The sequence below is a fragment of the Streptomyces sp. NPDC046915 genome, assembly GCF_040644935.1.
In the GTDB taxonomy this organism is placed as follows: domain Bacteria; phylum Actinomycetota; class Actinomycetes; order Streptomycetales; family Streptomycetaceae; genus Streptomyces.
Map to the genome: position 1 here is coordinate 108876 of NZ_JBEYXB010000018.1, position 25246 is coordinate 134121.

At 71.0% G+C, this 25246-nt stretch carries 26 protein-coding genes; 8 read left to right on the top strand and 18 right to left on the bottom strand.

The annotated features are described in order from the left end of the window. Nucleotides 1–846, top strand: a complete 846-nt coding sequence (locus tag ABZ915_RS36315) for a MaoC/PaaZ C-terminal domain-containing protein (protein WP_361812330.1) — start codon at nucleotides 1–3, stop codon at nucleotides 844–846. Here ABZ915_RS36315 and ABZ915_RS36320 read toward each other — a convergent pair. The 9 genes from ABZ915_RS36320 to ABZ915_RS36360 form a co-directional block, all read right to left on the bottom strand. After that, nucleotides 828–1493 carry a TetR/AcrR family transcriptional regulator gene (locus ABZ915_RS36320; RefSeq protein WP_361812333.1) on the bottom strand — a complete coding sequence of 222 codons (666 nt, stop codon included), beginning with the start codon at nucleotides 1491–1493 and terminating at the stop codon, nucleotides 828–830. The genes ABZ915_RS36315 and ABZ915_RS36320 overlap by 19 nt on opposite strands. A gap of 60 nt (nucleotides 1494–1553) precedes the next feature. Beyond that, nucleotides 1554–1853, bottom strand: coding sequence for a DUF4229 domain-containing protein (locus ABZ915_RS36325; protein WP_361812336.1), 300 nt, complete (start codon nucleotides 1851–1853; stop codon nucleotides 1554–1556). An 84-nt stretch (nucleotides 1854–1937) separates the two neighbouring features. Further along, nucleotides 1938–2462, bottom strand: a complete 525-nt coding sequence (locus tag ABZ915_RS36330; RefSeq protein WP_361812339.1) for a GNAT family N-acetyltransferase — start codon at nucleotides 2460–2462, stop codon at nucleotides 1938–1940. Between the two features lie 38 nt (nucleotides 2463–2500). Further along, nucleotides 2501–3154 carry a UdgX family uracil-DNA binding protein gene (locus ABZ915_RS36335; protein WP_361812342.1) on the bottom strand — a complete coding sequence of 218 codons (654 nt, stop codon included), beginning with the start codon at nucleotides 3152–3154 and terminating at the stop codon, nucleotides 2501–2503. A gap of 36 nt (nucleotides 3155–3190) precedes the next feature. Beyond that, nucleotides 3191–4354 carry an aminofutalosine synthase MqnE gene (gene mqnE, locus ABZ915_RS36340; RefSeq protein ID WP_361812345.1) on the bottom strand — a complete coding sequence of 388 codons (1164 nt, stop codon included), beginning with the start codon at nucleotides 4352–4354 and terminating at the stop codon, nucleotides 3191–3193. A gap of 38 nt (nucleotides 4355–4392) precedes the next feature. Then, nucleotides 4393–4848: an Lrp/AsnC family transcriptional regulator gene (locus ABZ915_RS36345; RefSeq protein WP_132856389.1), complete on the bottom strand. Its 456-nt coding sequence runs from the start codon at nucleotides 4846–4848 to the stop codon at nucleotides 4393–4395. 66 nt (nucleotides 4849–4914) lie between these two features. Continuing rightward, entirely contained in the window at nucleotides 4915–5568 is a 654-nt protein-coding gene (locus ABZ915_RS36350) for a UbiX family flavin prenyltransferase (RefSeq protein WP_361812348.1), read from the bottom strand. 126 nt (nucleotides 5569–5694) lie between these two features. Next, nucleotides 5695–6597, bottom strand: coding sequence for a menaquinone biosynthesis prenyltransferase MqnP (gene mqnP, locus ABZ915_RS36355; protein ID WP_361812350.1), 903 nt, complete (start codon nucleotides 6595–6597; stop codon nucleotides 5695–5697). After that, nucleotides 6594–8051, bottom strand: coding sequence for a menaquinone biosynthesis decarboxylase (locus tag ABZ915_RS36360; protein ID WP_361812352.1), 1458 nt, complete (start codon nucleotides 8049–8051; stop codon nucleotides 6594–6596). The genes mqnP and ABZ915_RS36360 overlap by 4 nt, the downstream gene beginning before the upstream one ends. Nucleotides 8052–8298: 247 nt before the next feature. On the opposite strand from ABZ915_RS36360, the gene ABZ915_RS36365 reads away from it, so the two are divergent. Continuing rightward, nucleotides 8299–8601, top strand: coding sequence for a PLD nuclease N-terminal domain-containing protein (locus ABZ915_RS36365; protein ID WP_361812354.1), 303 nt, complete (start codon nucleotides 8299–8301; stop codon nucleotides 8599–8601). Nucleotides 8602–8606: 5 nt separating this feature from the next. Here ABZ915_RS36365 and ABZ915_RS36370 read toward each other — a convergent pair whose 3' ends face one another. Continuing rightward, a complete protein-coding gene (locus tag ABZ915_RS36370; protein WP_361812355.1) occupies nucleotides 8607–10403 on the bottom strand; it encodes a LamG-like jellyroll fold domain-containing protein in 1797 nt (598 codons plus the stop codon). 226 nt (nucleotides 10404–10629) lie between these two features. Between ABZ915_RS36370 and ABZ915_RS36375 the strand changes: the two genes are divergently transcribed. From ABZ915_RS36375 to ABZ915_RS36400, 6 genes are all read left to right on the top strand, one after another. Then, on the top strand, nucleotides 10630–11250 hold the full coding sequence (locus tag ABZ915_RS36375) for a DUF6232 family protein (protein ID WP_361812357.1): 621 nt from the start codon (nucleotides 10630–10632) through the stop codon (nucleotides 11248–11250). Then, entirely contained in the window at nucleotides 11247–11600 is a 354-nt protein-coding gene (locus ABZ915_RS36380) for a hypothetical protein (protein ID WP_361812359.1), read from the top strand. Before ABZ915_RS36375 ends, ABZ915_RS36380 begins: the two co-directional genes overlap by 4 nt. 65 nt (nucleotides 11601–11665) lie before the next feature. After that, nucleotides 11666–12118: a nucleoside deaminase gene (locus ABZ915_RS36385; protein WP_361812361.1), complete on the top strand. Its 453-nt coding sequence runs from the start codon at nucleotides 11666–11668 to the stop codon at nucleotides 12116–12118. Further along, nucleotides 12111–13088: a 2-oxoglutarate and iron-dependent oxygenase domain-containing protein gene (locus tag ABZ915_RS36390; RefSeq protein WP_361812363.1), complete on the top strand. Its 978-nt coding sequence runs from the start codon at nucleotides 12111–12113 to the stop codon at nucleotides 13086–13088. Before ABZ915_RS36385 ends, ABZ915_RS36390 begins: the two co-directional genes overlap by 8 nt. A 91-nt stretch (nucleotides 13089–13179) precedes the next feature. Further along, nucleotides 13180–15306: a hypothetical protein gene (locus tag ABZ915_RS36395; RefSeq protein WP_361812365.1), complete on the top strand. Its 2127-nt coding sequence runs from the start codon at nucleotides 13180–13182 to the stop codon at nucleotides 15304–15306. After that, nucleotides 15306–16856, top strand: a complete 1551-nt coding sequence (locus ABZ915_RS36400; protein ID WP_361812367.1) for an ABC transporter substrate-binding protein — start codon at nucleotides 15306–15308, stop codon at nucleotides 16854–16856. Before ABZ915_RS36395 ends, ABZ915_RS36400 begins: the two co-directional genes overlap by 1 nt. Here ABZ915_RS36400 and ABZ915_RS36405 read toward each other — a convergent pair. From ABZ915_RS36405 to hemL, 8 genes are all read right to left on the bottom strand, one after another. Beyond that, entirely contained in the window at nucleotides 16853–17266 is a 414-nt protein-coding gene (locus ABZ915_RS36405) for an SRPBCC domain-containing protein (protein ID WP_361812369.1), read from the bottom strand. The genes ABZ915_RS36400 and ABZ915_RS36405 overlap by 4 nt on opposite strands. Nucleotides 17267–17328: 62 nt before the next feature. Further along, on the bottom strand, nucleotides 17329–18426 hold the full coding sequence (gene ccsB, locus ABZ915_RS36410; RefSeq protein WP_361812371.1) for a c-type cytochrome biogenesis protein CcsB: 1098 nt from the start codon (nucleotides 18424–18426) through the stop codon (nucleotides 17329–17331). Then, entirely contained in the window at nucleotides 18423–20138 is a 1716-nt protein-coding gene (locus ABZ915_RS36415; protein WP_361812373.1) for a cytochrome c biogenesis protein ResB, read from the bottom strand. Before ABZ915_RS36415 ends, ccsB begins: the two co-directional genes overlap by 4 nt. Nucleotides 20139–20141: 3 nt before the next feature. After that, nucleotides 20142–20915, bottom strand: coding sequence for a cytochrome c biogenesis protein CcdA (locus ABZ915_RS36420; protein WP_361812375.1), 774 nt, complete (start codon nucleotides 20913–20915; stop codon nucleotides 20142–20144). Between the two features lies 1 nt (nucleotide 20916). Then, the gene (locus tag ABZ915_RS36425) at nucleotides 20917–21504 is read right to left on the bottom strand and encodes a TlpA disulfide reductase family protein (protein WP_361812377.1); all 588 of its coding nucleotides are present in this window, start codon (nucleotides 21502–21504) and stop codon (nucleotides 20917–20919) included. Nucleotides 21505–21595: 91 nt separating this feature from the next. After that, complete coding sequence (locus ABZ915_RS36430) at nucleotides 21596–22873, bottom strand: hypothetical protein (protein WP_361812379.1); 1278 nt, start codon at nucleotides 22871–22873, stop codon at nucleotides 21596–21598. A 177-nt stretch (nucleotides 22874–23050) separates the two neighbouring features. Beyond that, the gene (locus ABZ915_RS36435; RefSeq protein WP_361812381.1) at nucleotides 23051–23737 is read right to left on the bottom strand and encodes a histidine phosphatase family protein; all 687 of its coding nucleotides are present in this window, start codon (nucleotides 23735–23737) and stop codon (nucleotides 23051–23053) included. Further along, nucleotides 23734–25053 carry a glutamate-1-semialdehyde 2,1-aminomutase gene (hemL, locus tag ABZ915_RS36440; RefSeq protein WP_361812518.1) on the bottom strand — a complete coding sequence of 440 codons (1320 nt, stop codon included), beginning with the start codon at nucleotides 25051–25053 and terminating at the stop codon, nucleotides 23734–23736. The genes ABZ915_RS36435 and hemL overlap by 4 nt, the downstream gene beginning before the upstream one ends. Nucleotides 25054–25246: the final 193 nt, after the last annotated feature.

A 25246-nucleotide genomic window follows, 5' to 3' on the forward strand; every position in this document is an offset into this window, starting at 1 on the left:
ATGACCGAGCTCGCCGGACTCCCCGCCCTCCCGCCGCTCCTGCTGCGCGGCGCCCTCCTCTCCCCCTTCAAGCGCCCCCGCCCGGACGCGGACCACCCCCGCGACCGGCTCGTCGTGCCCGGACTGCGCGTGGACCTCACGCGGCTGGCCGGGTACGAGCGGGTGTGCGGGTTCCCGACCGGCGAGGACGCGCTGCCGGTGACGTATCCGCATGTGCTGGGGTTCCCGCTGGCCATGCGGCTGATGAGCGGGCGCGCCTTCCCGCTGCCGCTGCTCGGGCTCGTCCACACGTCGATCGAGATGACCCGGCGTGCCGCGCTGACGGCCGGCGCGACGTACGAACTCGCCGTGCACGTCGAGGGGTTGGCGCCGCACCGGCGGGGCACCGAGGCGGTCGTGGTCACGGAGCTACGGGCGGACGGGGAGACGGTGTGGGAGTCGCGGAGCACCTATCTGGCACGGCACCGCACTCCGGGTGGCCCCTCGGCGGAGGCCTTCGGGGGGCGTGCGGAGCGCGGCCCTCTGCCCAGGGCCGAGGAGTGGCAGCTGGGCGGTGACGTCGGGCGGCGGTACGGCGCCGTGTCCGGCGACCGCAACCCGATCCACCTCAGCCCGCTGACCGCCCGCCTCTTCGGTTTCCCCCGCGCCATCGCGCACGGCATGTGGACGGTGGCCCGCTGTCTCGCCGCGCACGGGACGCCGGAAGCGGTGCTGGTGCGGGCGGAGTTCCGGGCGCCGGTGCTGCTGCCGGGGGCCGTGACGTACGCGGCTCAGGGCGGGCGGTTCGAGCTGCGGGGCGGCGACAAGGTGCACGTCGCCGGGGACGTCTACGCGCTGGTCCCCTGAGCCGACGGCTCCGGCGGCGACCACGGCCGCCCGGCCATCAGATTGCCCAGGCCCGACCACGCGAAGTTCATCAGGGTCGCCGCGGCCTGCCGGGCGGTGACGCCCGGGGTGGCGTTGGCCCAGGCGGCGAGGGACTCGGCGGCGCCGACCAGGGCCTCGGCGAGGCCGGCGACCTCATGCTCGGGGAGGTCGGGGTCCCGGTGAACCTCCCGGGCGGCGACCGCGATCAGCTCGGTGACGAACGCGACGATCTCCTCGCGCATCGCCCTGGCCTCGGCGGCGAAGGGCTCGCCGTGGGTGCGGGCCTGGAGGTGCAGCACCGACCAGCCGTCCGGGTGCTCGCCGGTGTGCGCGAAGAACGCCTGGAGACCGTCCCAGAGTTGACGGTCGGCGGGCAGGCCGGGCCGGACCCCGGTGCGTACGGCCTCCGTCAGCGCCGCGGCCTCCCGGCGGATGCAGGCGGTGAAGAGGTCTTCCTTCGAGTTCAGGTACAGGTACACCAACGGCTTGGACACGCCCGCCAGTTCGGCGATCTCGTCCATCGACGCCGCCATGTACCCCCGCTGGCCGAAGGTCCGTACGGCGGCGTCGAGCATCTGCTGCTCCCGCACAGCGCGCGGCATCCGCTTGGTCTTCACGGCACCCATGGGGCAAGACTAGTTGGGGGAACCGCTCACGCCTCTCGGCTTGCCCTCAGGAGGTCTCCCTCAGGACGTCTGGCCCTGCGCCCGCGCGCTGTCGTCGGCGAGGTCCTCCTGGCTGCGGTTCGCCTCCAGGTTGGCCTTCGCGCGGTCGACACGGTCCACGATCTGCTCGGAGGCGCGGTCCCGCTCCCTGCGCAGCACCACCCAGCTGATCGGCGCCGAGAGCACCATGGACAGCAGCAGGACCCACAGGAAGTTCGAGTCGCCGAAGCCTCGCGGGAAGATGCCGGAGTAGACGGCGCCCCAGACGACCACGAGGCAGCCCGCGAAGATCCCGAGGCGCATCAGCGTGTAGCGGAGCATCTCAATCCAGTCTTCCGATTACGAAAAGGGGCACCGTCCAGTGAAGCACGCCCGGCGGCCGATCTTGGACCGGGGTGGGACGCATCACCGCAGCGGCAGGAGCATGGTGATGTCGTCCCGGTCGTCGCCAGGTGCGACGCGGATCGCGGCGGGGACCCGGCCGACCTCCTTGTAGCCGCAGGAGCCGTAGAACCGCTCCAGGCCGAGTCCGCCGCGGCAGGTGAGCCGTATCGCGTCGACGCCCTCGAAGCCGCGGGCGGCGTCCTCGGCGGCGGCCAGCAGGTCACGGCCGTAGCCCTGGCCCTGGTGCTTCGGGTGCACCATCACCGTGTACAGCCACACCCAGTGCGTCATCAGCCGGTGCGTGTTGAAGGAGAAGAACGCCGTCGCGACCACCTCGCCCGTCTCGTCGTGGCCGACCAGCAGCCGGTGGCGTCCCTCGGCCATCGCTGTGAGGTGTTTCACCAGCTCCGGGCGTATCTCCTCGCGCGCCACGGGGGCCACGAAGCCGACGGCTCCGCCGGCGTTGGAGACGTCGGTCCACAGGTCGAGGACGCCGTCGCGGAGGGCGGGGGTGACGGCTGGGTCGAGAGTGAAGGTAAGAGGCACGCGGGGATGCTATCCCTTACCTACGTGGTCGCACACCCTTATCCGAGTGCCTGCGCGGCCACCTTCAGATCCGCCACCAGCCCCCGGTACGCGCCCTCCCGGTCCTCCGCCCGCAGCACCGCCGACGGGTGCACCGTCGGCACCAGCCGCTCCGGCCGCCCGTGGATCTCCCGCTCCAGCACGGTCCCGCGCACCTCGGTCACCCTGAACGAGGACCCGAGCAGCGCCTTACCCGCGGTCGCGCCCAGCACCACGATCAGCTCCGGCTCCACCACCGCGAGCTCGGCCGCCAGCCAGGGCCCGCACGCGGTCATCTCGCGCAGCGTCGGCGCCTTGTGGATGCGGCGCTTGCGGGGCTCGGCCTGGGTGAACTTGAAGTGCTTGACGGCGTTGGTGACGTACGCGTCCGCCGGGTTCACGCCGGCCTCCGCGAGTGCCCTGTCCAGCAGTTTCCCGGCGGGGCCCACGAAGGGCCTGCCCTGCCGGTCCTCCTGGTCGCCGGGTTGTTCGCCCACGAGCATCACCCGAGCGTGTGCGCTGCCCGCGCCGAACACCGTCTGGGTGGCGTTCCGGTGCAGGGGACAGCCCCGGCAGCCGGCGGCGGCCTCGCGGAGGCCGTCCAGGCCGGCGGTGCGGTCCGGTACGAAGGGGTCTGCGGTGTAGGCGTCCTCGGGGGCCTTCGTGGTGACCATGCCGGACGGGTACCCGTCCGGCATGGCGGCGTCACGTCAGACCCGCATCGGCTGCGGCGACTCCCGGCGCAGTGGGTCCGGGGCGTCGTACTCGCGGATGATCTCGTACCGCGTGTTGCGTTCCACCGGGCGGAAGCCGGCGTCGCGGATGAGGTCGAGGAGGTCCTCGCGGGTCAGCTTGTTCGGGGTGCCGTAGTTGTCGGCGTCGTGGGTGATCTTGTACTCGACGACCGAGCCGTCCATGTCGTCGGCGCCGTGCTGGAGGGCCAGCTGGGCGGTCTGCACGCCGTGCATCACCCAGAAGACCTTGACGTGCGGGACGTTGTCGAAGAGGAGGCGGGAGACCGCGAAGGTCTTGAGGGCCTCGGCGCCGGTCGCCATCTGGGTCCGCGCCTGGAGGCGGTTGCGGATCTTGCCGTCCTGCATGTCCACGAAGTCGTGCTGGTAGCGCAGCGGGATGAAGACCTGGAAGCCGTTCGTCTCGTCCTGGAGCTCACGCAGGCGCAGGACGTGGTCGACCCGGTGGCGGGGCTCCTCGATGTGGCCGTACAGCATGGTGCACGGGGTCTTGAGACCCTTCTCGTGCGCCAGGCGGTGGATGCGCGACCAGTCCTCCCAGTGGGTGCGGTGGTCGACGATGTGCTGCCGGACCTCCCAGTCGAAGATCTCCGCGCCGCCGCCGGTGAGGGACTCCAGGCCGGCGTCGATGAGCTCGTCGAGGATCTCGGACGCGGACAGCCCCGAGATGGTCTCGAAGTGGTGGATCTCGGTGGCGGTGAAGGCCTTCAGCGAGACGTTCGGCAGGGCGGCCTTCAGCTCGCGCAGGGAGCGCGGGTAGTACCGCCAGGGCAGGTTGGGGTGCAGCCCGTTGACGATGTGCAGCTCGGTGAGGTTCTCCGACTCCATCGCCTTGGCGAGCTTCACCGCCTCCTCGATGCGCATCGTGTACGCGTCCTTCTCGCCCGGCTTGCGCTGGAACGAGCAGTAGGCGCAGGACGCCGTGCACACGTTGGTCATGTTGAGGTGCCGGTTGACGTTGAAGTGGACGACGTCGCCGTTCTTCCGCGTCCGCACCTCGTGGGCGAGTCCGCCGAGCCAGGCCAGGTCGTCCGACTCGTACAGCGCGATGCCGTCCTCGCGGGTCAGCCGCTCACCGGAGCGGGCCTTCTCCTCCAGCTCGCGCTTGAGCCCGACGTCCATGCCAACACCTTTCCTAGACAGCCTGACCAACCGTACGCCTACACCTCTTCCGGCAGCTCTCCGACCCGGTTCTCCCACTTCGTGGACAGCACGATGGTGGTACGGGTCCGCGAGACGCCCTTCGTCCCGCTGAGCCGGCGGATGGTCTTCTCCAGCCCGTCCACGTCCGTGGAGCGCACCTTGAGCATGTAGGAGTCGTCGCCCGCGATGAACCAGCAGTCCTCGATCTCCGGCAGGTCCTTCAGCCGGCCGGCCACGTCCTCGTGGTCGACGGCGTCGGAGAGCGAGATGCCGATCAGGGCGGTGACGCCGAGGCCGAGGGAGGCGGAGTCGACGGTGGCCCGGTAGCCGGTGATGACGCCGGCCGCCTCCAGCCGGTTGATGCGGTCGGTGACGCTGGGTCCCGACAGGCCGACGAGGCGCCCCAGCTCCGCGTAGGAGGCCCGGCCGTTCTCCCTCAGGGCCTGGATGAGCTGCCTGTCCACCGCGTCCATGCGATCGAAGCCTTCCGGTGAAAAGTTCTTGGAGTGATGAGAGGTACTGCTACTGCGTACTGCCGCTCATGTCGTACGAGTTGTGCCGCCGCCCAGCTCCCCCTGCCAGCGGCGGTAGAGGCGGTGCTCCACGCCCGCCGCGTCGAGGACGCGTCCGGCGACGAAGTCCACCAGGTCCTGGATGTGGGTGGCGCCCGCGTAGAAGGCCGGGGAGGCGGGGACCACGGTCGCGCCCGCGTCGTCCAGGGCGACCAGGTGACGCAGCGTCTGCCCGTTCAGCGGGGTCTCCCGTACGGCCACGACGAGCCCCCGGCGCTCCTTGAGGGTGACGCTCGCGGCCCGTTGCAGCAGATCCTTCGACAGCCCGAGCGCGACCCCGGCCACGCAGGCGGTGGAGGCGGGCACGATCAGCATGCCCTTCGCCGGGTACGACCCCGAGGACGGCCCCGCCGCCAGGTCGCCCGCGCTCCAGTACCGCACCCCGTCCACGTCCACCTCGAACGTGCCCGGCTTGCCGTCGGCTCCCCTGGCCAGCCATTCCCGCAGGTCGTCCCGCCAGTGCGCGTCCCGGAACGAGATCCCCGTCTCGTCCAGCAGCGTGAGCCGCGACGCCCTCGACACCACGAGGTCGACCGACTCCCCCGCCTCCAGCAACGCCCGCAGCACGGCAGCGGCGTACGGCGTCCCCGACGCTCCGGACACCCCCACGATCCAAGGCACGCGCTGCGTTTCTCCTGCGTTCACATCTTGAGCGTACCGGCGGGGCGAGCGGTGTTCAGGGCGGGTGGGGGGGGCTGTCCGGGGCCCCGGCCGGGCCCGCCGGGAAACGGCCCTCACCCGAACGGGCTACACCGTGAGGCCGCGCACCAGCAGATCGAGCAGGGCGCACACGAACAGGGCGATGCCGATGAAGCCGTTGACCTGGAAGAACGCCCTGTTCAGGCGGGTCAGGTCGTGGGGGCGGACGATCCGGTGCTCGTACACGAAGGCCCCCGCGACGATCAGCAGGCCCAGCCAGAAGAACGCCCCGGCGTGGGTGGCGAGGGCGTACCAGACGAACAGGGCCGTCGTCACCGTGTGGCAGGCGCGGGCGCCCCAGACTGCGGCGGGGATGCCGAAACGGGCCGGGACCGACATGACGCCGATCTCACGGTCGGTCTCGACGTCCTGGCAGGCGTAGATCAGGTCGAAGCCGCCGATCCAGACGCCGACGGCGAGGCCGAGGATCACCGCGTTCCAGGACCACTCGCCGCTGATCGCGAGCCAGCCGCCGACCGGGCCCATCGCCTGGGCGAGGCCCAGGATGGCCTGGGGGAAGTTCGTGAAGCGTTTGCCGTAGGGGTAGACCACCATCGGGATCACGGCGATGGGGGCCAGGGCCAGGCACAGGGGGTTCAGCAGGGCCGCCGCGCCGAGGAAGACCACCAGGGCGACCAGGGCGCCGGTCCAGGCGTGCCGGACGGACATCGCGCCGGTCACCAGCTCGCGGTGGGCCGTGCGGGGGTTCCGGGCGTCGATCTCGCGGTCGATGATCCGGTTGACCGCCATCGCGAAGGTGCGCAGGCCCACCATGCAGATCGTGACGAGCAGCAGCCGGCCCCAGTGGATGTTCCTGTCCCACTGGAACATCGCGGTGAGGGAGGCGATATAGGCGAAGGGGAGCGCGAAGACGGAGTGCTCGATCATCACCAGACGCAGGAACGCCTTGGTGCGCCCCGGCTGGGGGATCGCGGCTGACGCGCTGCTCACAGGCCGTACTCCTTCCAGCGGCGGTCCACCAGAGCCGCCGTATCCGGGTCCGACAGGACCATGTCCGGCCACCCCCCGTCGCGCGTGTAGCCCTCCTCGGGCCACTTCTTCGTCGCGTCGATGCCCGCCTTGCCGCCCCAGAACTGCTGGTAGGAGGCGTGGTCGAGGTGGTCGACGGGACCCTCGGCCACCGTCAGGTCGCGGGCGTAGTCGGTGTTGCCGAGGGCCCGCCAGGCGACCTCGTGGAGGTCGTGGACGTCGCAGTCCGAGTCGACGACCACGATCAGCTTGGTGAGCGACATCATGTGCGCCCCCCAGATCGCGTGCATCACCTTCTGCGCGTGCTTGGGATACTTCTTGTCGATCGAGACGATCGCGCAGTTGTGGAAGCCGCCGGCCTCGGGCAGGTGGTAGTCCACGATGTCCGGGACGATGATCTTCAGCAGGGGGAGGAAGAAGCGTTCCGTCGCGCGGCCCAGGGGGCCGTCCTCCGTCGGGGGCCTGCCCACGACGATCGACTGGAGCAGGGGGCGGCGGCGCATCGTCACGCAGTCGATCTTCAGCGCGGGGAAGGGTTCCTGCGGGGTGTAGAAGCCGGTGTGGTCGCCGAAGGGTCCCTCGGGGAGCATCTCGCCAGGCTCCAGCCAGCCCTCCAGTACGACTTCGGCGTTCGCCGGGACCTGGAGCGGGACCGTCTTGCAGTCGACCATCTCGATGCGCCTGCCCGCGATGAACCCGGCGAAGAGGTACTCGTCGATGTCGCCGGGGAGGGGGGCGGTGGAGGCGTAGGTGACGGCAGGGGGGCAGCCGAAGGCGATGGCGACCGGGAGGCGTTCACCCTTGCGGGCCGCGACCTGGTAGTGGTTGCGGCTGTCCTTGTGGATCTGCCAGTGCATGCCGATGGTGCGCCTGTCGTGGCGCTGGAGGCGGTACAGACCGAGGTTGCGGACGCCCGTCTCCGGGTCCTTGGTGTGGGTCAGGCCCAGGTTGAAGAAGGAGCCGCCGTCCTTGGGCCAGGTGAAGAGCGCGGGGAGCCGGTCGAGGTCCACCTCGTCGCCGTGCAGGACGACTTCCTGCACGGGCGCGTTGTCGGACTTCACCTTCTTCGGCGGTACGTGCGTCATCGCGCCGAGCTTTCCGAAGGCCTCGCGCACGCCGACGAAGCCGTGCGGCAGTTCGGGGCGCAGCAGGCCGCCGATCTTGTCGCTGATCTCGCCGTACGACTTCAGGCCGAGCGCCTTCAGCAGCCGGCGGTCGGTGCCGAAGACGTTCATCGCCAGCGGCATCGCGGAGCCCTTCACGTTCTCGAAGAGCAGGGCGGGGCCGCCGGACTTCTGCACCCGGTCGACGATCTCCCCGACCTCCAGATACGGGTCGACCTCGGCCTTGATGCGCTTGAGGTCTCCGTCGCGCTCCAGTGCCCTGAGCAGGGAGCGAAGATCGTCGTAAGCCATGCGTCCCAGTATCGCGGAGACCCGTCCGCCACCGACGCGCGCCCCGCTCGCAGCCGCGTCCGACCGTGTCGGAGGGCTTGGCCGAGCCGGCCCGGCCACCGGGTCGGCGGGCGGCGCGGGATCACGACGAGGTCGGCGCCCTGTCCGCCAACGGCCCCGTGCGGGCGCGGAAACCGCGGCTTTGGGCTAACCGCTACCCTGGCCCGGTCATCGGGGTCGTCCCACTTCGCGAGGAGATCGCACGGTCATGCTCAGGTATCTGCCGCTCCTGCTGGTCCTGGCGCTGTGGATCTTTGCCTTCGTGGACTGCCTGAACACCCCCGAGGAGGAGGTGCGGGCGCTGCCGAAGGTGATCTGGGTGATCGTCATCCTGCTCTTCGGCGAGGTGCTCGTCGGCCCGGTGGCCTGGCTGATCGCCGGTAAGAACCGCGGTGCCCGTGCGGGCGGCCCGGACGGGGGCCAGGGCGGGGGCGGGGGCCGCTGGGTGGCGCCCGACGACAACCCCGAGTTCCTGAAGTCCCTGAACAAGGACGATCCCAAGGGGGACTGAGCGGGTCACGGCAGGTTCTTGATCCGTGCCGGGGTCAGGGCCCGGTCGAAGACCCGGACGTCCTTGATGGCGCCGGGGAAGAAGTCGCTGGGCTTGCCGCCGAACTTCGCGCGGCCGATCACCAGGGAGCCGGTGGCGGCGGTCGGGTGGGTGTCGGTGATCGCCGCTTCCTGCACGCCGTCGACGTAGAGCCGCAGCTTGCCGGCGGCTCCGTCGCAGACGCCGGCCAGGTGGGTCCAGGTGGCCGCGGCGGGGACCGTGTAGCCGACCGCGCGCACGCCGGGGCGGGAAAAGGCCCAGCGGTTGTCCTCGCTCGAGTACTGGAGGAAGAAGCCGCTGTCACCGCTGTCGCCAGGGGTCTCCTCCTGGCTGACGGCGGTGGCGAAGAAGCCCGGCACGGCGGACAGGCAGACCCAGGCCGAGACCGTGAAACCCTGCCCGGCGCCGGTCCTGAGCACCGGGCCCGCCGTGACGATCTGGCTGGTCTTTCCGTCGAACTCCGCGGCGCCGTCCTTGCCGGAACGCCACCCGACGCCGGTCGCGGTGCCGTTGTCGCCGCCCGCGGTGTCCCTGGCGAGCGTGCCGGAGGTCTCGTCGAGCGGCCAGACACCGATCGCCGACGCCTGCGGGCGGGCGGTGGCCGACGGAGAGGCGCCGCCTGGGGCAGGCGCCCGGCGGGGGCCCTCGTCGGTGTCTTCCGCGCCGACCATGGACCGGCCGAACCAGAACGCGGCCCCGGTCCCGGCCGCGGCGACCGCGCCGACCCCGGCGAGCAGGAAGGCACGGCGGGTGCCGCGGGTGCCGCCGCCATGGGCGCCGGGGGCGGTCGGCGTGCCGAGTGGGCCGGGTGGTGGCGAGGTGGTGTCGAGTCGGGTGGCCGGGCGCGTGGGGCGGTCCGTGGCGGGCGGCGCCTGGGGGTAGAGGGTCGCGGCGGCGGGGGTCGCGGCGGGGGCCGGCTGTGGTCGGATCGGGCGCAGCCGGGTGGTCGCGGTCTCCCCGTCGACCGGGCCGATCCGGGCGAGGATCTCCCGTGGTGTGGGGCGGTCCCCGGGGGCCTTGGCCAGACACGCGGCGATCAGGGAGCGCAGGGCCGGGTCGGCTATGCGGTCGACCTGCGGTTCGTTGTGCACGACGCGGTAGAGCAGGGCGGGTGTCGGTCCGCCGCCGAAGGGGTTGTCGCCGGTCGCCGCGAAGGCCAGGACCGCACCGAGGCAGAAGACGTCGGCGGCCGGGGTGACCGGCTCGCCGTTGACCTGCTCGGGGGACATGAACCCCGGCGAGCCCGCCATGTGCCCGGTCCTGGTGATCGAGTCGGCCTCGACGCTGCGCACGATGCCGAAGTCGATGACGCGCGGCCCGTCCTCGGCGAGCAGCACGTTGGAGGGCTTGAGGTCGCGGTGGACGAGGTTCACGGCGTGGATCGACACCAGCGCCTCGGCCAGCCCGGCCGCCAGGGCCCGCACCGCCCCCGCGTCCATCGGGCCCCGCTCGGCGACCGCCTGCTCCAGCGACGGTCCGGCGATGTAGCTGGTGACCAGCCAGGGCAGCGGCGCGTCCGGGTCGGCGTCGATCACCGGGGCGGTGAAGGCGCCGCTGACCAGCCGGGCGGCCTCGACCTCGCGGCGGAAGCGGGAGCGGAACTCCGGTCTGCGCAGCAGCTCGGCGTGCACCACCTTGACCGCGACGAGCCGCCCGCCCGGGGAGCGGCCGAGGAAGACCTGGCCCATGCCGCCCGCTCCGAGCCGGCTCAGCAGCCGGTAGTCCCCGACGGAGCCCGGGTCGTCCGGCTCCAGCGCTGCCACAAATGCCTCCCGGCGTACGTCCTCTGCCTGTGCGGGAACGCCCAGCATAGGGGGGCGACCGCCAGGCACCCCGCCAACACAACTCTCCACACGAGCCACACAGTTGACCACTGATACCGGCTTGCACCGGAGGCCGCTTCAAGTGGTTAATGACCACCGGACAGTGATGGAACGCGTGATGGACCGTGTGATGGGTCGTGCCATCACCCATGCCTCAGGGGGACGCATGAGTAATACGGAACAGCCGCCCGCACAACCACCGGGCCAGTTCGACGTCCCACCGCCGCCCGCCCAGCCACCGCGGTCGATGACGGCCATCGACCTGCGGGTCGGCAAGCGGCTGCTGTGGGTCGGCGGGGCGGCGTATCCGCTGGAGAACGTGACGCGGGTCCACACCTTCCTGCTCAAGCCGATGCGCCAGGAAGCCACGATGCTCTTCCTGAAGCGTCTGGGGATCATCCTGTCGGTGGCGTTCGCCCTGACGATCCTCGGCGGCATCACGAGCATCGCGAGCCGGGACACGGCCGGCGGGATCGTCACGTTCGTGTGGCTGGGCGCGGTGACCGCGCTGGTCTTCAGCGTGATCGACCTGTTCTCCGTGCTGACGGCGCCGACGCAGTACGTCCTGGCCGTGGAGACGTCCGGCCCGTCCATCGCGGTGGTGACGAGCCCGGACCCGCACCAGCTGGACGCGCTGGTCGGCTCCATCGTGCACGCGATCGAGCACCCCGAGACCGAGTTCCAGGTCAGGGTGGACCGCCTCATGGTCAACCCCAGGAACTACTACTTCGGAGACAACGTCAACATGTACGGCGGTACGGGCAACGTGGGGGTGGGGCACGCGTGAGCGGCGACAACTACTACTTCGGCGACAGCGTGACCATGCACGGCGGGCAGGGCAACACGGGCATCGTCAAGAACCAGCCGGCGCCCGCCGCGCCCGCCGCCTCCCCCGAGTTGGAGGCCGCGGTGCGGGAACTGGTCGCGCTGATCGCGGAGTTGCGTACACAGGTCGCGCCGGCCAGCGCCCAGGCGATCGACGACTCCCTGCCGGCGATCACGGCCGACCCGGCCGCACCGGCACAGCAGCGGCACGGCGCGCTGATGGCCGTCGCGGGCATCGCGGCGACCGTCGGGGCCGTGGGCCAGCCGGTCGTCGAGGCGGTCAACAAGATCCTCCAGCTGCTCGGCTCGTAACGCTCGGCACGGGCGGGTTGCCGTCCCCAGGGTCGCTCCAGGACTTCAGGGTGGAGAGTGGAGGCATGGATCAGGCACAGGCACACACCTGGCTCGCCACCGCGCTCGCCGAGGCCCGCGCCGGGCTCGCCGAGGGTGGGATCCCGATCGGGGCCGCGCTCTACGGCTCCGACGGCGCTCTCCTCGGCCGTGGCCACAACCGCCGGGTGCAGGACGGTGACCCCTCGACGCACGCGGAGACGGCGGCCTTCCGCGCGGCGGGACGGCAGCGGACGTACCGGGGGACGACGATGGTGACCACGCTCTCGCCGTGCTGGTACTGCTCCGGTCTGGTCCGGCAGTTCGGTATCTCGAGGGTGGTGGTCGGCGAGGCGGTCACCTTCCGCGGCGGGCACGACTGGCTCGCCGAGAACGGGGTGGAGGTGGTTCTTCTCGACGATCCCGAGTGCACGGCGATGATGCGCGACTTCATCGCGAGGAACCCGGCTCTGTGGAACGAGGACATCGGCCATGACTGAACCCCGTATCCCCACCATCGACCTGCGGCCCTGGCGGCACGGCGACCCGGACACCCGTGCCCGGATCGCCCGTACCGTCGACGAGGCCCTCCAGACCGCCGGGTTCCTGCTGGTCAGCGGGCACGGTGTGGCGCCGGGGCTGCGGGCACGGATCCGGGCGGCGGCGCGGGGGTTCTTCACGCTGCCCGCCGAGGTGAAGCAGGCGTACGAGGCGAGGGTCGGCGGGCGCGGCTGGCTGGGGCCGGGTGCGGAGGCCAACGGGTACGCCGAGGGGACCGAGACGCCGCCGGACCTGAAGGAGTCGCTGACCTTCGCCACGCACGAGCCGTTCGAGGATCCGGTCGTCAACGCGGAGTGGTACGCGCCCAACGTGTGGCCCGCCGAAGTACCCGAGCTGCGGCCCCTGTGCGAGGAGTACCTCGGGAGGATGGCCGGGCTGGAGAAGGAACTGCTGTCCCTGCTCGGGTACGCGCTCGGGGTCGAGCCGGACTTCTTCAGCCGGCACATGGACCATCCGACGTACGGCTTCAACATCAATTGGTACCCCGGGGCCGAGGTGATCGGCGAGGCCCGGCCGGGGCAGTTCCGGATCGGGCCGCACACCGACTTCGGGACGGTCACCATCCTGGACCGGCAGGCCGGCAAGGGCGGGCTCCAGGTGTACACGGATCCCTCGGAGGGCGGTGTCGGCTGGGAGGACGCACCCTACGACCCGGCCGCGCTCACCATCAACATCGGGGATCTGCTGGCCCGTTGGACCGGTGACCGGTGGCGGTCCGGGCGGCACCGGGTGCTGCCGCCGCCCGCGGACGCGCCCGCCGAGGAACTGATGTCGCTCGTGTACTTCGGGGAGTGCACCCCGGGAACGCTGGTGGAGTCCGTGCCCGCGCCGGTGGGGCGGGTGGCGCATCCGCCCGTCGACTCGCATGTTTATCTGCGGACGAAACTGGACTCGATCACCGTTGGCTGACGATCCGGCCAGATTCGTAACCCAACGGACATCACGCGATCTGGCCGGAAGCAACTTCCCCTTCCTACACTGGAGTTCGAGGGGGGATGCGGTGCACAGACGTCTGCATGGGCGTGGGGCCCTGTTCGACACGGATCCGGCCGGACTCGCTCCGCGGCTGGTGGGCCTGCGCCCCTACCAGCACCGCGCGCATCCGGTCGAGCATCCCAAGGAGCTGCCCCTCGTCCTGCTCACGGGGGCCCGGGGGCTGGGCAAGAGCTCGGTGCTCGGGGAGTTGCGGGAGGCGTACAAGGGGCACACGCCGGTCGCGTTGATCGACTGTGCCGACGCGCAGTTCGCCGGGCCGCCCGCGGACCGGCCCGCCGAGTCCTGGTCGCCGGTGGCGCAGGGGCTGCTGGTGATCGCCGAACAGCTCGCCGGGCCGGTGACCGGCGCCGGGCGGATCCAGTTCCCGCGGCTGATGTCGGGCCTGGTCGCGGTCGCCGCGAGCGGCTGGGGCGACGCCGACTCGGAGCGGATCCGGCGGGAGGTCGAGCGGATCCTGCTGCTGAACGAGAGCGGGTCGTGGGTCAGCGGCTTCGCCGGGCGGTGGGCCGGGAAGGTGGCGGCGAAGGTCGTGGCCGCCGCGACCGGCACCGGGCCGCTGCTGTCCGGGGCGATCGAGGCCACCCTGGAGTCGGTCGCGGAGGGGTTCACGCACCGGCGGCACCAGAAGGCGTCCGTGTGGTACCGCTCGTACCCGAACGCGGGCGGGCACGCCCAGCGCGGGCTGATGCTGCTGGCGGGGCACTTCCGGGCGGGCGGCACCTCCCGGGAGCACGCCGAGCGGTATCTCGTACGGGCCCTGCTCGCCGACCTGGCGGAGGCGTACGCGGGAATGCTGCCGCGTATGCAGCGCCTGGGCCGGCCGCTGGTGCTGGTCGACAACGCGCAGAGCGCGCCCGGTCCGGGCCTCGTCGACGCCGTGCTGCGGGACCGGGCCGAGGGCATCGCCGACCAGGTGGTGCTCGTCGGCGCCCGGCGCGGCGACGGCCGGGAGGCGCTGCGCAACGCCACCCGCCGCGGCCTGCCCGAGGTGGCCCGGCGCAGCGGCTGGACCCCGGACGCGGCCGTGCCGTCCTCCCGGGCGCTGCTGGTGTCGCTGCCGCCGCTCAGCCCCGACGACACCCTGCACATCGTCGGCGCCGTCTGCGACGGACTCCCGGTGCCGCCCCAACTTCCGCACGCCACACACCGGTTGACCGGTGGGAACCCGCTGGGCATCGCCCTGCTCGCCGAGTCGGCAGCGCAGCACCTGCCCGGGGCGGCCTCGCTCGGCGAGCTGCTCACCGCCGAGGTGCGGCTGCACGAGGACCACGACGGGGCGCCCGCCTACCGCGAGCTCCTCGACCGGCTGGTGCCCGCCGACCGCCTCGACGAACTGACCGTGCTGGCCGCCGCCCACGACCACGACTCGGCCTGCGCGCTGGCCGGCGCGCTGCTCCCGGACGACTTCGGCCCGGCGGACGTACGGGCCTTGCAGACCCGGCTCGCCGAGGAGGGGCTGCCGGGCACCCCCGGGCACTTCGTCGGCGACCCCTTCGTACGGACCCTGCTGCTGCTCCGGCTGCATCTGCGGGACACCGACCACAGCGGCTGGCGCACGGCGCACGAGACCCTGGCCGCGCACTACGCGCCGGACCCCGCCGAGGACCCCGGCCGCGCCCGCTACCGGCTGCACCACGAACTCGCCCTGGGCACGGCGGACTCGGCGGTCGCCCATCTGCGCGACACCTTCCCCACCGCCGGCACCCGCGCCTGGCTGCGCACCCTCCGCTTCGTCGCCGCCGCGCCCTACTTCCACGCGCACGACGCCGAGGGCCGCGACTTCACCGGCCGGGGCGACCGGCGGGCCGCCGTGGCGCTGGGCCGCACGGACACCGACCTGGCGGTGCCGGCGGGCGTGGACGGCGTACTGCACCTGCGGGTACGGCGGCTGCTGCACGCGGTGTGGCAGCTGGCCGACCCGCTGGTGCTGCCCGACCCCAGGGTCTGCGACCGGCTGCGGTTCGAGCTGGAGCAGCTGTCCAATCTGCGGCCGGCGGGCAACGCGCTGCTGTGGCGGGCCTCCCGGGACTGGCCGGCGGCCGCGCTCGCGGGGCGCCCGCCGGACGCCTGGGACGACCCGGAAGAGCCGGACGACCCGGAGGACCCGGACGACCCGAGCGGGGAGGCGTGATGGCACGCAGGGGCGTGGGCACGTGGGTGCGCGAGGGCGTCTGGGAGATCCCGCTGCGCCGCTATCTGGCGCTGCTGGTGACGGCGGCCCTGCTGACCGGCCTGGTCCTCGCGGTGCGGACGCTCGCGCACGACGACCGGTCCTGCGCGCCCGGGGTGGTGCGGCCGGAGGGCAGCGACGAGTGCGTGGGCGTGGCGACGGGCGTGTACGACTTCGGGCGGCCCCAGCTCAGGGACGCGGTGCGGGCCATCGACCGGGAGAACCGGCGGCTGAAGAGCGGCACGTACGTGACGGTGGCGCTGATGCTGCCGTACACCTCGACCGCCCCGGCGAACCTGGCCGACATCCAGCACCAGCTCCAGGGCGCCTACCTGGCCCAGTACCAGGCGAACCACCAGTCCAACGGCGAGGCCCCGCAGATCCGGCTGCTGCTCGCCAACCCCGGGGCCACCGGCGACCACTGGCAGCGGACGGTGGACCAGCTGACCGGGATGACGAAGACCGCCGACCGGCTGCGGGCGGTCGCGGGGATCGGGCAGAGCACCGACAACAACAAGAAGGCCGTGAAGGAGCTGACCCGGCGCGGGATCCCGGTGGTCGGCTCGTCCATCACCGCCGACGACCTGGCCAACGGGCAGGGCGGCCAGAACCCCTTCCCCGGGCTGGCACGGGTCTCGCCGACCAACACCGACGAGGCGCGGGCGCTGACCTCCTTCGCGAAGGTCAGCGCGGGCAAGGCGCTGCTGGTGTACGACAATCCCGGGGACCCGTACACGAGGACGCTGCAGAGCGCGTTCACGGCGCTGCTGAAGGGTTCGCGGTTCGAGCCGCGGCCGTTCTACCCGCCCGCCGACCGCAGCAAGGAGGGCACCACCGCCAACACGTTCTGGGAGATCACGCAGATCCTGTGCTCGACGCCCAGGACGACGGACACGATCCTGTTCGCGGGCCGGCACACCCAGTTGCGGCAGTTCATCAACGCGCTGGGTCAACGCGGCTGCGAGGACCGGAAGTTCACCCTGCTCACCGGGGACGAGGGCTCGTACCTGACCGGTGACAGGAAGCTGGACCACGGTGCCCTGGAGCACAACCTCTCCGTGCGGTACACCTCCCTCGCCCACCCGGACGCGTGGAACGGGGTTCCCGCGACGGCCACCGGCGGCTCGGCGAAGGACGCGCAGGATCTGGCGAAGCTGGTGGCCGACGGCAAGCGGGGTCCGGTCGGGCCGATCGGCTCGGTGGCCCTGGACGACGGCCAGCTGATCATCGGCTACGACGCCGTGCGGCTGGCCGTACGCGGCGTGCGCAGGGCCACGCACGGCGGTACGGCGACGCCGACGCTGGCGGCGGTGGGCCACGAGTGGACCCAGGTGCAGGGAAAGCTGCGGCTGGGCGGGGCGAGCGGCTGGATCTGCCTGAACGCGCACGGCAATCCGTACGACAAGGCGGTGCCGATCGTGGAGCTCGTGCCCGAGGGCGGTTCCCGCTTCGTGAAGACGGCCTGGCCGGAGGGGAGGCCGCCGGGGAAGGAGTGCCTGCCGCCGTCCTAGGAGGCCTCGGCGGGCTCACCCATCCGCTCGATCAATCGTTCGAATCTAGTCCGCCAGCCGGATCCCGTCTCCCCCTCGCCCTGGAACTCGTGGGTGAACCGCAGCACGGTCCCGTCCTCCCCGCCGCGCTCCAGATGGAAGCGGACGCGTCCGCCGCCCTCCACGGTGTACTCGGCGACCCGGTCCACGTCCCACGCGGTGATCTCCCCGGCCCCCAGCCCGCGCAGCGCGACGGTCCCGCCGAGCCGCGGCTCCAGCACGTCGACGTCCGTGAACCAGCCCGCCAGCCCCGCCGGCGTGGCGAGCGCCGGCCAGATCTTCTCGACGGGCCGCGGAAGCCGTACCAGGAAGTGCAGGATGTGCGTGTTCCCGTGGGTCTGGCTGGTGCCCTGTTCGATGGAACCGGTCATGACACCAGCCTGAGCCTTGGCCGAAGGTTGCGCACCCGGTTACGGGCGTCGCCGTCAGCGACTCACACGCCCGCGTAGGAGTGCTTGCCGCTCACGAAGATGTTGACGCCGTAGTAGTTGAACAGCCAGCAACCGAAGGCGATCATCGCCAGGTAGGCGGCCTTGCGGCCCTTCCAGCCGGCCGTGGCGCGGGCGTGCAGGTAGCAGGCGTAGGCGACCCAGGTGATGAAGGACCAGGTCTCCTTGGGGTCCCAGTTCCAGTAGCGGCCCCAGGCGTCGCCCGCCCAGATCGCGCCCGCGATGATCGTGAACGTCCACAGCGGGAAGACGGCCGCGTTGACGCGGTAGGCGAACTTGTCGAGCGAGGCGGAGGCGGGCAGGCGCTCCAGGACCGAGGTCGCGAAGCTGCCGGGCTTGCCGCCGGTCTGGAGCTTGTTCTCGTACGAGTCCTTGAAGAGGTACAGGATCGTGGCGACCGCGCCGACGTAGAACACCGCGCCGCAGAAGATCGCGGTGGAGACGTGGATGTACAGCCAGTACGAGTGCAGGGCCGGGACCAGCTGGTCGCTCGCCGTGTAGAGGACGGTGACCGCGAGGCCCAGGTCGAGCAGGACCGTGGTGACCAGGAACAGGCCCATCCAGCGGACGTTCTTCTTCAGCGCCAGCAGCGCGAGGTACACGGCGACGGCGACCGTCGAGAACGTGATGTTGAACTCGTACATGTTGCCCCACGGCGCCCGCTCCACGGAGGCCGCGCGGGCGACGACACCGGCCAGCTCCACGAGGAAGGCGAGCACGGTCAGGGAGACGGCGATCCGGCCGTAGAGGTCGCCCTGCTCGTCCCCGCCGTGGGCACCGGGCCCGTCCGGCACGTCCCGGGCGCCGGCCGCGGACCGCACGACGACCTTGGGCCGCTCCAGCACGGCGGTCCCGCCGGCCTGCTGCACGGTGACGGCGGGCCCCTGCGCGGCCTTGGTGTCCGCCGTCAGCGCGGCGGCCGTACGGGCCACCTTGCTGCGACTGCCGAAGAGCCATTCGGCGATGTAGGCGAAGAAGGCCAGGGTGTAGACGGCCATCGACGAGTAGATCAGCGTGTTGCTGATGCTCGCGAGATGTTCGTTGGTGGCGGCGGCCAGATCGGTTGCGGCGGCGAGAGTCACTGCTCAGCCCCTTCGGCAGGTACGACTTGGGGGTCGGGGGATTCTGAAGGGTCGTCGTCGGGGTCGGGTGCCCCCGGCGCCTGGTCGTAGAGGATGCCGGCGAGATCGCCCAGTTCCTCGGGGACCTTGGCGGACTCGCTGCGGCCGAGGCCGGCCATCTCCACGACCGTGACGCCGTCGGCGCCGCGGACGGCCCGCACCCAGACGCGGCGGCGCTGGATGAACAGGGACGCGGCGAGGCCGAAGATCGCGGCGAAAGCACCACCGAGCGCCCAGCCGCTGCCCGGCTCCTGGACGATCTCGAAGCCGGCCCACTCCTTGACGTCCTTCTCGAAGGTGATCGAGCCGGCGCCGTTCGGCAGCTGCATGGTCTGCCCGGGCTTGAGGTTGTCCCTCAGCTGCGCGCCCTTGGCGTCCTTGTACGCCTTCATGTGGGTCTTGTCGAGCTGATAGACGCTCTGCGGGATGCCCGCGTCCACACCGAGGTCGCCGTGGTACGGCTCCAGGTTCAGCACCGGGTTCAGCAGCGCCGGGAACTGGGAGAGCACCGAGGTGCCACCGCCGTAGGTCGGCAGGAAGAAGGCCTTCACGCCCAGCTGCTCGCTGACGCCCTTGGCGTTCTTGTAGCCGTCCATCACCTTGATCACGCCCTGCGAGCTGACGTTCCCGTCGAGCGGCAGCAGCGGCACGGCGTCCTTGTAGACGACGTTGCCCTTGCCGTCGCGGACGGTGATGACCGGCGCGTAGCCGTGGCTGACGAGGTAGACCTTGGCGTCGTCGATCTTCAGCGGCTGGTTGACCTTGATGGTCGTCGGCTGCGCCTTGCCGTACGCGCCCTTGCTGTAGTCGATCTTCGCCTGGAAGGTGCGCGGGGTGCCCTTGTTCGGGCCGCTCATCTCGTAGGTTCCCTGGAAGTCCTTCAGGTCGAAGCTGAAGGGCACCAGGTCGTCGCTCTTGAAGAGGCTGCCGGACTTGAAGTCGTCGTACAGGAGGATCGAGTTGGAGAAACCCGCGCCCTCGACGACCAGCTTGGTGCCGTCCGACTTGAACAGCTGGCCCGAGGCGAAGGCGACCAGCAGCACGATCAGCGCGATGTGGAAGGCCAGGTTGCCGAGCTCACGCACGTACCCCTTCTCGGCGGCGACGGCGTCACCGGTGGCGTGCGCGCGGAAGCGGCGCTTCTTCAGCAGGGCGAGCGCGGCCTCGCGGACCTGCTCGGGGTCGGCCTCGGTGCGCCAGGTGGTGTAGGCGGGCAGCCGGCTCAGCCGCTTGGGCGCGGCGGGCGGGCGGCCACGCAGCTGGCCCACGAACTGCCAGGTGCGCGGGACGATGCAGCCGATCAGGGAGACGAACAGCAGGATGTAGATCGCGGAGAACCACACCGAGCTGTAGACGTGGAACAGGCCGAGCTTGTCGTAGACCGGCGCGAGCGTCGTGTGGGACTTGCGGAAGTCGGCGACCTTGTTGATGTCGGCGCCGGTCTGCGGGATCAGCGAGCCGGGGATCGCGCCGAGCGACAGCAGCAGGAGCAGCAGCAGCGCGACCCGCATGGAGGTCAGCTGGCGCCAGAACCAGCGGACCCAGCCGATGACGCCGAGCGAGGGAAAGCTCACCGCCTCTTCCTGCGGGGCGGTGGACAGCTGGGAGCCGGCGGCCCCGAGGTCCTGGTCCTCGGCGCTGTTCGTGGAGTTGTCGGTGGTGGCCTTGCTCATCGGTCAGATCCCCACATTGAAGCCGTCGGACCAGGTCTGCATCTCCTGCACGAGACGGTCCCACGCGCCGGTCAGCAGCAGCACACCGGTCACGATCATCATCGTGCCGCCGATGCGCATCACCCAGACATAGTGGCGCTTGACCCAGCCGAACGCGCCGAGGGCCTTGCGGAAGGCGACGGCGGTGAGGACGAAGGGGACGCCGAGGCCGATGCAGTAGGCGACGGTCAGTATGGCGCCCCGGCCGGCGCTGGCCTGCTGGGACGACAGGGCGACGACGGCGCCGAGCGTGGGGCCGATGCAGGGCGTCCAGCCGATCCCGAACAGGGCGCCGAGCAGGGGCGCGCCCACCAGGCCCGTGGCCGGCCGCTTGTGGAAGCGGAACTCACGCTGGGTGAGCCAGGGCATGAGCCCCATGAAGAAGACGCCCAGCAGGATCATGAGCACGCCGAGCACCTTGGTCAGGGTGCCCTTGTACTCCTGGAGCGTGTATCCGAAGAAGCCGAACAGCGCGCCGCCGGAGACGAACACGGCCGTGAAGCCGAGCACGAACAGCGAGGCGCCCGCCACCATCCGGCCCCGTCTGGCGTCCTCCAGGTCGGTACCGGCGACCCCGGTGACATAGGAGAGGTAGCCGGGGACCAGCGGCAGCACGCAGGGCGAGAAGAAGGAGACGAGGCCGCCGAGCACCGCGATCGGCAGGGCGACCAGCAGGGCGCCGTTGAGCACGGTCTGGTTCTTGCCCACCTCGCCGGCGAGCGTGACGAGTGCGCTCACGTCACTTCTCCGCCAGGACGGGCTTGAGCATCTTCAGCAGGCTCTCCTCGCTGAGCGCCTCCAGCGCCCGCGCGGCGACCTTCCCGTCCCGGTCGAGGATCAGCGTGGTGGGGACCAGCTGCGGGTTGAGCGTGCCCCTCTTGAAGCGGAGCATCAGCTTGCCGCTCGGGTCGTAGAGGCTGGGGTACGTGATCCCCTGCTCCTTCTCGAAGGCGACCGCCGGGGTGGTGCTGGTGTCCCGGGTGTTGATGCCGACGAACTGGACGCCCTTGCCCTCGTACTCCTTGGAGACCTTGGCGAAGTACTTGCCCTCCGCGCGGCACGGCCCGCACCAGGAGCCCCAGATGTTGACGACGACGACCTTGCCCTTGTAGTCGGCGACGTCGATGGTCTTGCCGTCGATGGTCTTGCCGGACAGGTCCGGCGCCGGGTCCCGGTGGCCCTTGGCGGCCGTGGCGATGCCGTTCTTGCCGGTGACGAAGTTGGTGTCGCCGCCCCCGCCCGAGATGCCGCCCGAGCTGCACGCGGACAGGGTCAGGGCCGCTGCGGCGGCCGTGGCGGCGAGCAGGAGGCGGCTGCGGGTACTCATGTGAAAAGTTTCGCATGCCCGTTCTGGGGATGTTGCGCACCCCCCTTGCGGGCGGAAACCCGCATTTCAGGCGGCGTTCCGGGCAGCGTTTTCAGGCGGCGTTCGAGGAGGCCGACTTCGTGTCCGACAGGAAGCCCTTCCAGCCGCCCACCGGTCGCTGCCCGACGTCCAGGGTACGCAGCTTGGCGAGCACCTCGGGCTTCTGCACGTCCAGCCAGTCCACGAACTGCTTGAAGGAGACCAGCCGTACGTCCGCGCCCTTCTCCTTCTCCCGGGCGATGTGCTTGAAGGCCTCCTCGACGGCGTCCATGTAGAGGCCGCCGTTCCACTGCTCGAAGTGGTTGCCTATGAAGAAGGGTGCCCGGTTTGACTCGTATGCCCGCTGGAATCCGGATATGTACGCCTGGGCGGACTGCCTCCGCCAGCCAGGGTAGTTGTAGGCCGGGGCCTTGGTGGAGTTGACGGACTGGTTGGCGAGCATGTTGTAGTCCATCGAGAGGACCTCGAAGGAGTGTCCGGGGAAAGGTATCTGCTGCAACGGCAGGTCCCAGATCCCCAGCTTCTTCTGCGGCCACACCTGACGACCGCCCGGCGAGGACGCGTCGTAGCGCCAGCCGAGCTCGCGGGCGGTGGGCAGCAGGTTGTTCTGGCCGAGCAGACAGGGCGTACGGCCGCCGACGAGCTCCTTCTCGTAGTCGAACGGCAGCGCCGGCATGTCCTTCCAGCCGGTGTTGGTCCGCCACTGCTTCACGAAGGACTTCGCCTGCTCGATCTCGCTCTTCCACTGCTGCGGGGTCCAGTTGCCGACCGTGCCGGTGCCGGAGCAGAAGTGCCCGTTGAAGTGGGTGCCGATCTCGTGGCCTTCGAGCCAGGCGCGGCGGACGTTGGTGAGCGTCGCCTTGACGTGCTCGTCGGTGAGGTAGCCGATGTCGGAGGCGCCGCGCGGGTTGTTCGGCGGCTCGTACAGCCGCTTCTTCGACTCGGGCAGCAGGTACAGCCCCGAGAGGAAGAAGGTCATGCTCGCCCCGTGCTCCTTGGCGAGGTCCAGGAAGCGCGGGAAGAGACCGTTGCCGACCTCGCCCGCCCCGTCCCAGGAGAAGATGACGAACTGCGGCGGCTCCTGACCGGGCCGCAGCGGCTCGGGCTTGGCGGGCTGGTGGGGCTGCTTGCCGGTGAAGGACGTGGAGCCGTCACCGAGGGGACGGGCGGGGTGCGCACTGCTGCCGCCGCCCTTGGAACCTCCCTTGCCGGAACCGGAACCGTGCCCGTCGCCGTCTGACGCGTCGAGCGTTCCGCAGCCGGCGAGTGAGGCGGCGGCCGCGGCGCCCGCGCCGAGGCCGAGCATTCCCCGGCGGGAGAAGGTGCGCATGAGAACCCCGATTCGTCACGTCCTGCTGGTGGTCACCCACTCAGAGGGCGTGACGAACAGGTAGGTTCCCCTGCTTTTCAGATAATTCGCAACAAATGTAACGGGCGTGTCATGAGCACCTGTGACGTACGTCTCAGGGCCGCCTCAGGGCCGCCTCAGGGTCCTCTCAGAGCGGCCTCAGGCCCCGAACGCCTTCCCCTGCTGCCCCTTCACCGGCTTCGCACCGGCCAGCAGATGGGCCGGGACGAGGTCGCGGGCGGGCTCGGAGTAGCCGACGGAAACGATCCTGTCGCCCTGATATGTGAAAGTCGTCAGGGAGGCGAGGGTGCACTGCCGCTTACGCGGATCGTGCCACAGCCGCCGCCGCTCGACGTACGAACGCACGATCCAGATCGGCAGCTGATGGCTCACCAGCACCGCCTCGTGCCCGCGCGCCCGGTCCTTCGCCGCGTTCAGCGCGCCCATCATCCGCACCACCTGGTCGACGTACGGCTCCCCCCAGGACGGCTTGAACGGGTTGATCAGGTGCTTCCAGTTCTCCGGGCGGCGCAGCGCCCCGTCCCCGACGCCGAAGGTCTTGCCCTGGAAGACGTTGTCGGCCTCGATGAGCCGCTCGTCGGTGTCCAGGTCCAGGCCGTGCGCCTTGGCGATCGGGGTCGCGGTCTCCTGCGCCCGCTCCAGCGGGGAGGCGACGACGTACGTCACATCGCGCGGGGCGAGGTGCTCGGCGACCCGCTCGGCCATCTGCCGGCCCAGCCCGGAGAGGCGGTAGCCCGGCAGCCGCCCGTAGAGGACGCCGGTCGGGTTCTCCACCTCGCCGTGCCGCATGAGGTGGACGACGGTGATGTCCTTGCTGTCACTCATGCTGCCGTGGCCTCCGCCGCAGCTCGGGCCGCCGCCGGAAGGGCGTCGGCGATCTTCTGGATGGCCCGTTCGTCGTGGGCCGTGGACACGAACCAGGACTCGAAGGACGACGGCGGCAGGTAGACGCCGTTCGCCAGCAACGAGTGGAAGAAGGCGGTGAAGCGGAAGGAGTCCTGCGCCTTGGCGTCCTCGTAGTTCCGCACGGACCGGTCCGTGAAGAAGACGGAGAACATGTTGGAGGCCCGCTGGAGCCGGTGCGCCACACCCTCCTTGGTGAGCGCCTCGGTGACCAGGGCCTGGATCTGCTCCGACACGGCGTCGACCCTGTCGTACGCGGCGTCGTCGAGCAGCCGCAGCTGGGCGAGGCCCGCGGCGGTGGCGACCGGGTTCCCGGAGAGGGTGCCGGCCTGGTAGACGGGCCCGGCGGGCGCGAGGTGCGCCATGACGTCGGCCCGGCCGCCGAAGGCCGCGGCCGGGAAGCCGCCGCCCATGACCTTGCCGAAGGTCATGAGGTCGGGCCTGACCCCGTCGATGCCGTACCACCCGGCGCGGCTGGTACGGAAGCCGGTCATCACCTCGTCGGAGATGTACAGCGCCCCGTTCTGCGCGCAGGCGTCCTTCAGCCCCTGGTTGAAGCCGGGCAGCGGCGGTACGACGCCCATGTTGCCGGGCGAGGCCTCCGTGATCACGCAGGCGATCTCGCCCGGGTGGGCGTGGAAGGCGGCGTGCACGGCCTCGAGGTCGTTGTACGGCAGCACGATCGTGTCGCCGGCCTGGGCGCCGGTGACGCCGGGGGTGTCGGGCAGCGCGAAGGTGGCGACGCCGGAACCCGCGGCGGCGAGCAGCGAGTCGACGTGCCCGTGGTAGCACCCGGCGAACTTGATCACCTTGGACCGCCGGGTGAACCCGCGGGCGAGCCGGATGGCCGACATGGTGGCCTCGGTGCCACTGGACACCAGCCGCACCTGTTCGACGGGCTCGACCCGGGCGACGATCTCCTCCGCGAGGGCGACCTCGCCCTCACCGGGCGTACCGAAGGACGTACCGCGCGCGACCGCCTGCTGCACGGCGGCGATCACCTCGGGGTGGGAGTGCCCGAGGATCATCGGCCCCCAGGAGCACACCAGATCCACGTACTCCCGGCCGTCGGCGTCGATCAGATACGGACCGTTACCGGACACCATGAACCGGGGCGTACCGCCCACGGCGCGGAAGGCGCGCACCGGGGAGTTCACGCCGCCCGGCGTGACGGCGGCCGCACGGTCGAAAAGGGCCTGTGAGACGGGCGCCTCGTAGGGGTAGGGCGCTGCCGGCAGCGCTCCCGAGGAGTTGGCTTCACTCATGACCTGCGGCTTCTCCCACCTTCTCTGACAGGGTGACCTCATCAGGGTAGGCCGACGAGGGGACGGGCCCGACAAAGCGGGGGTGGCTACGACAATCACGCGGTCGAACTTCTGCCATCTGCGAGACTGGGAAGACCTGGGAAGACTGGGACGTGATCCTGCGGAC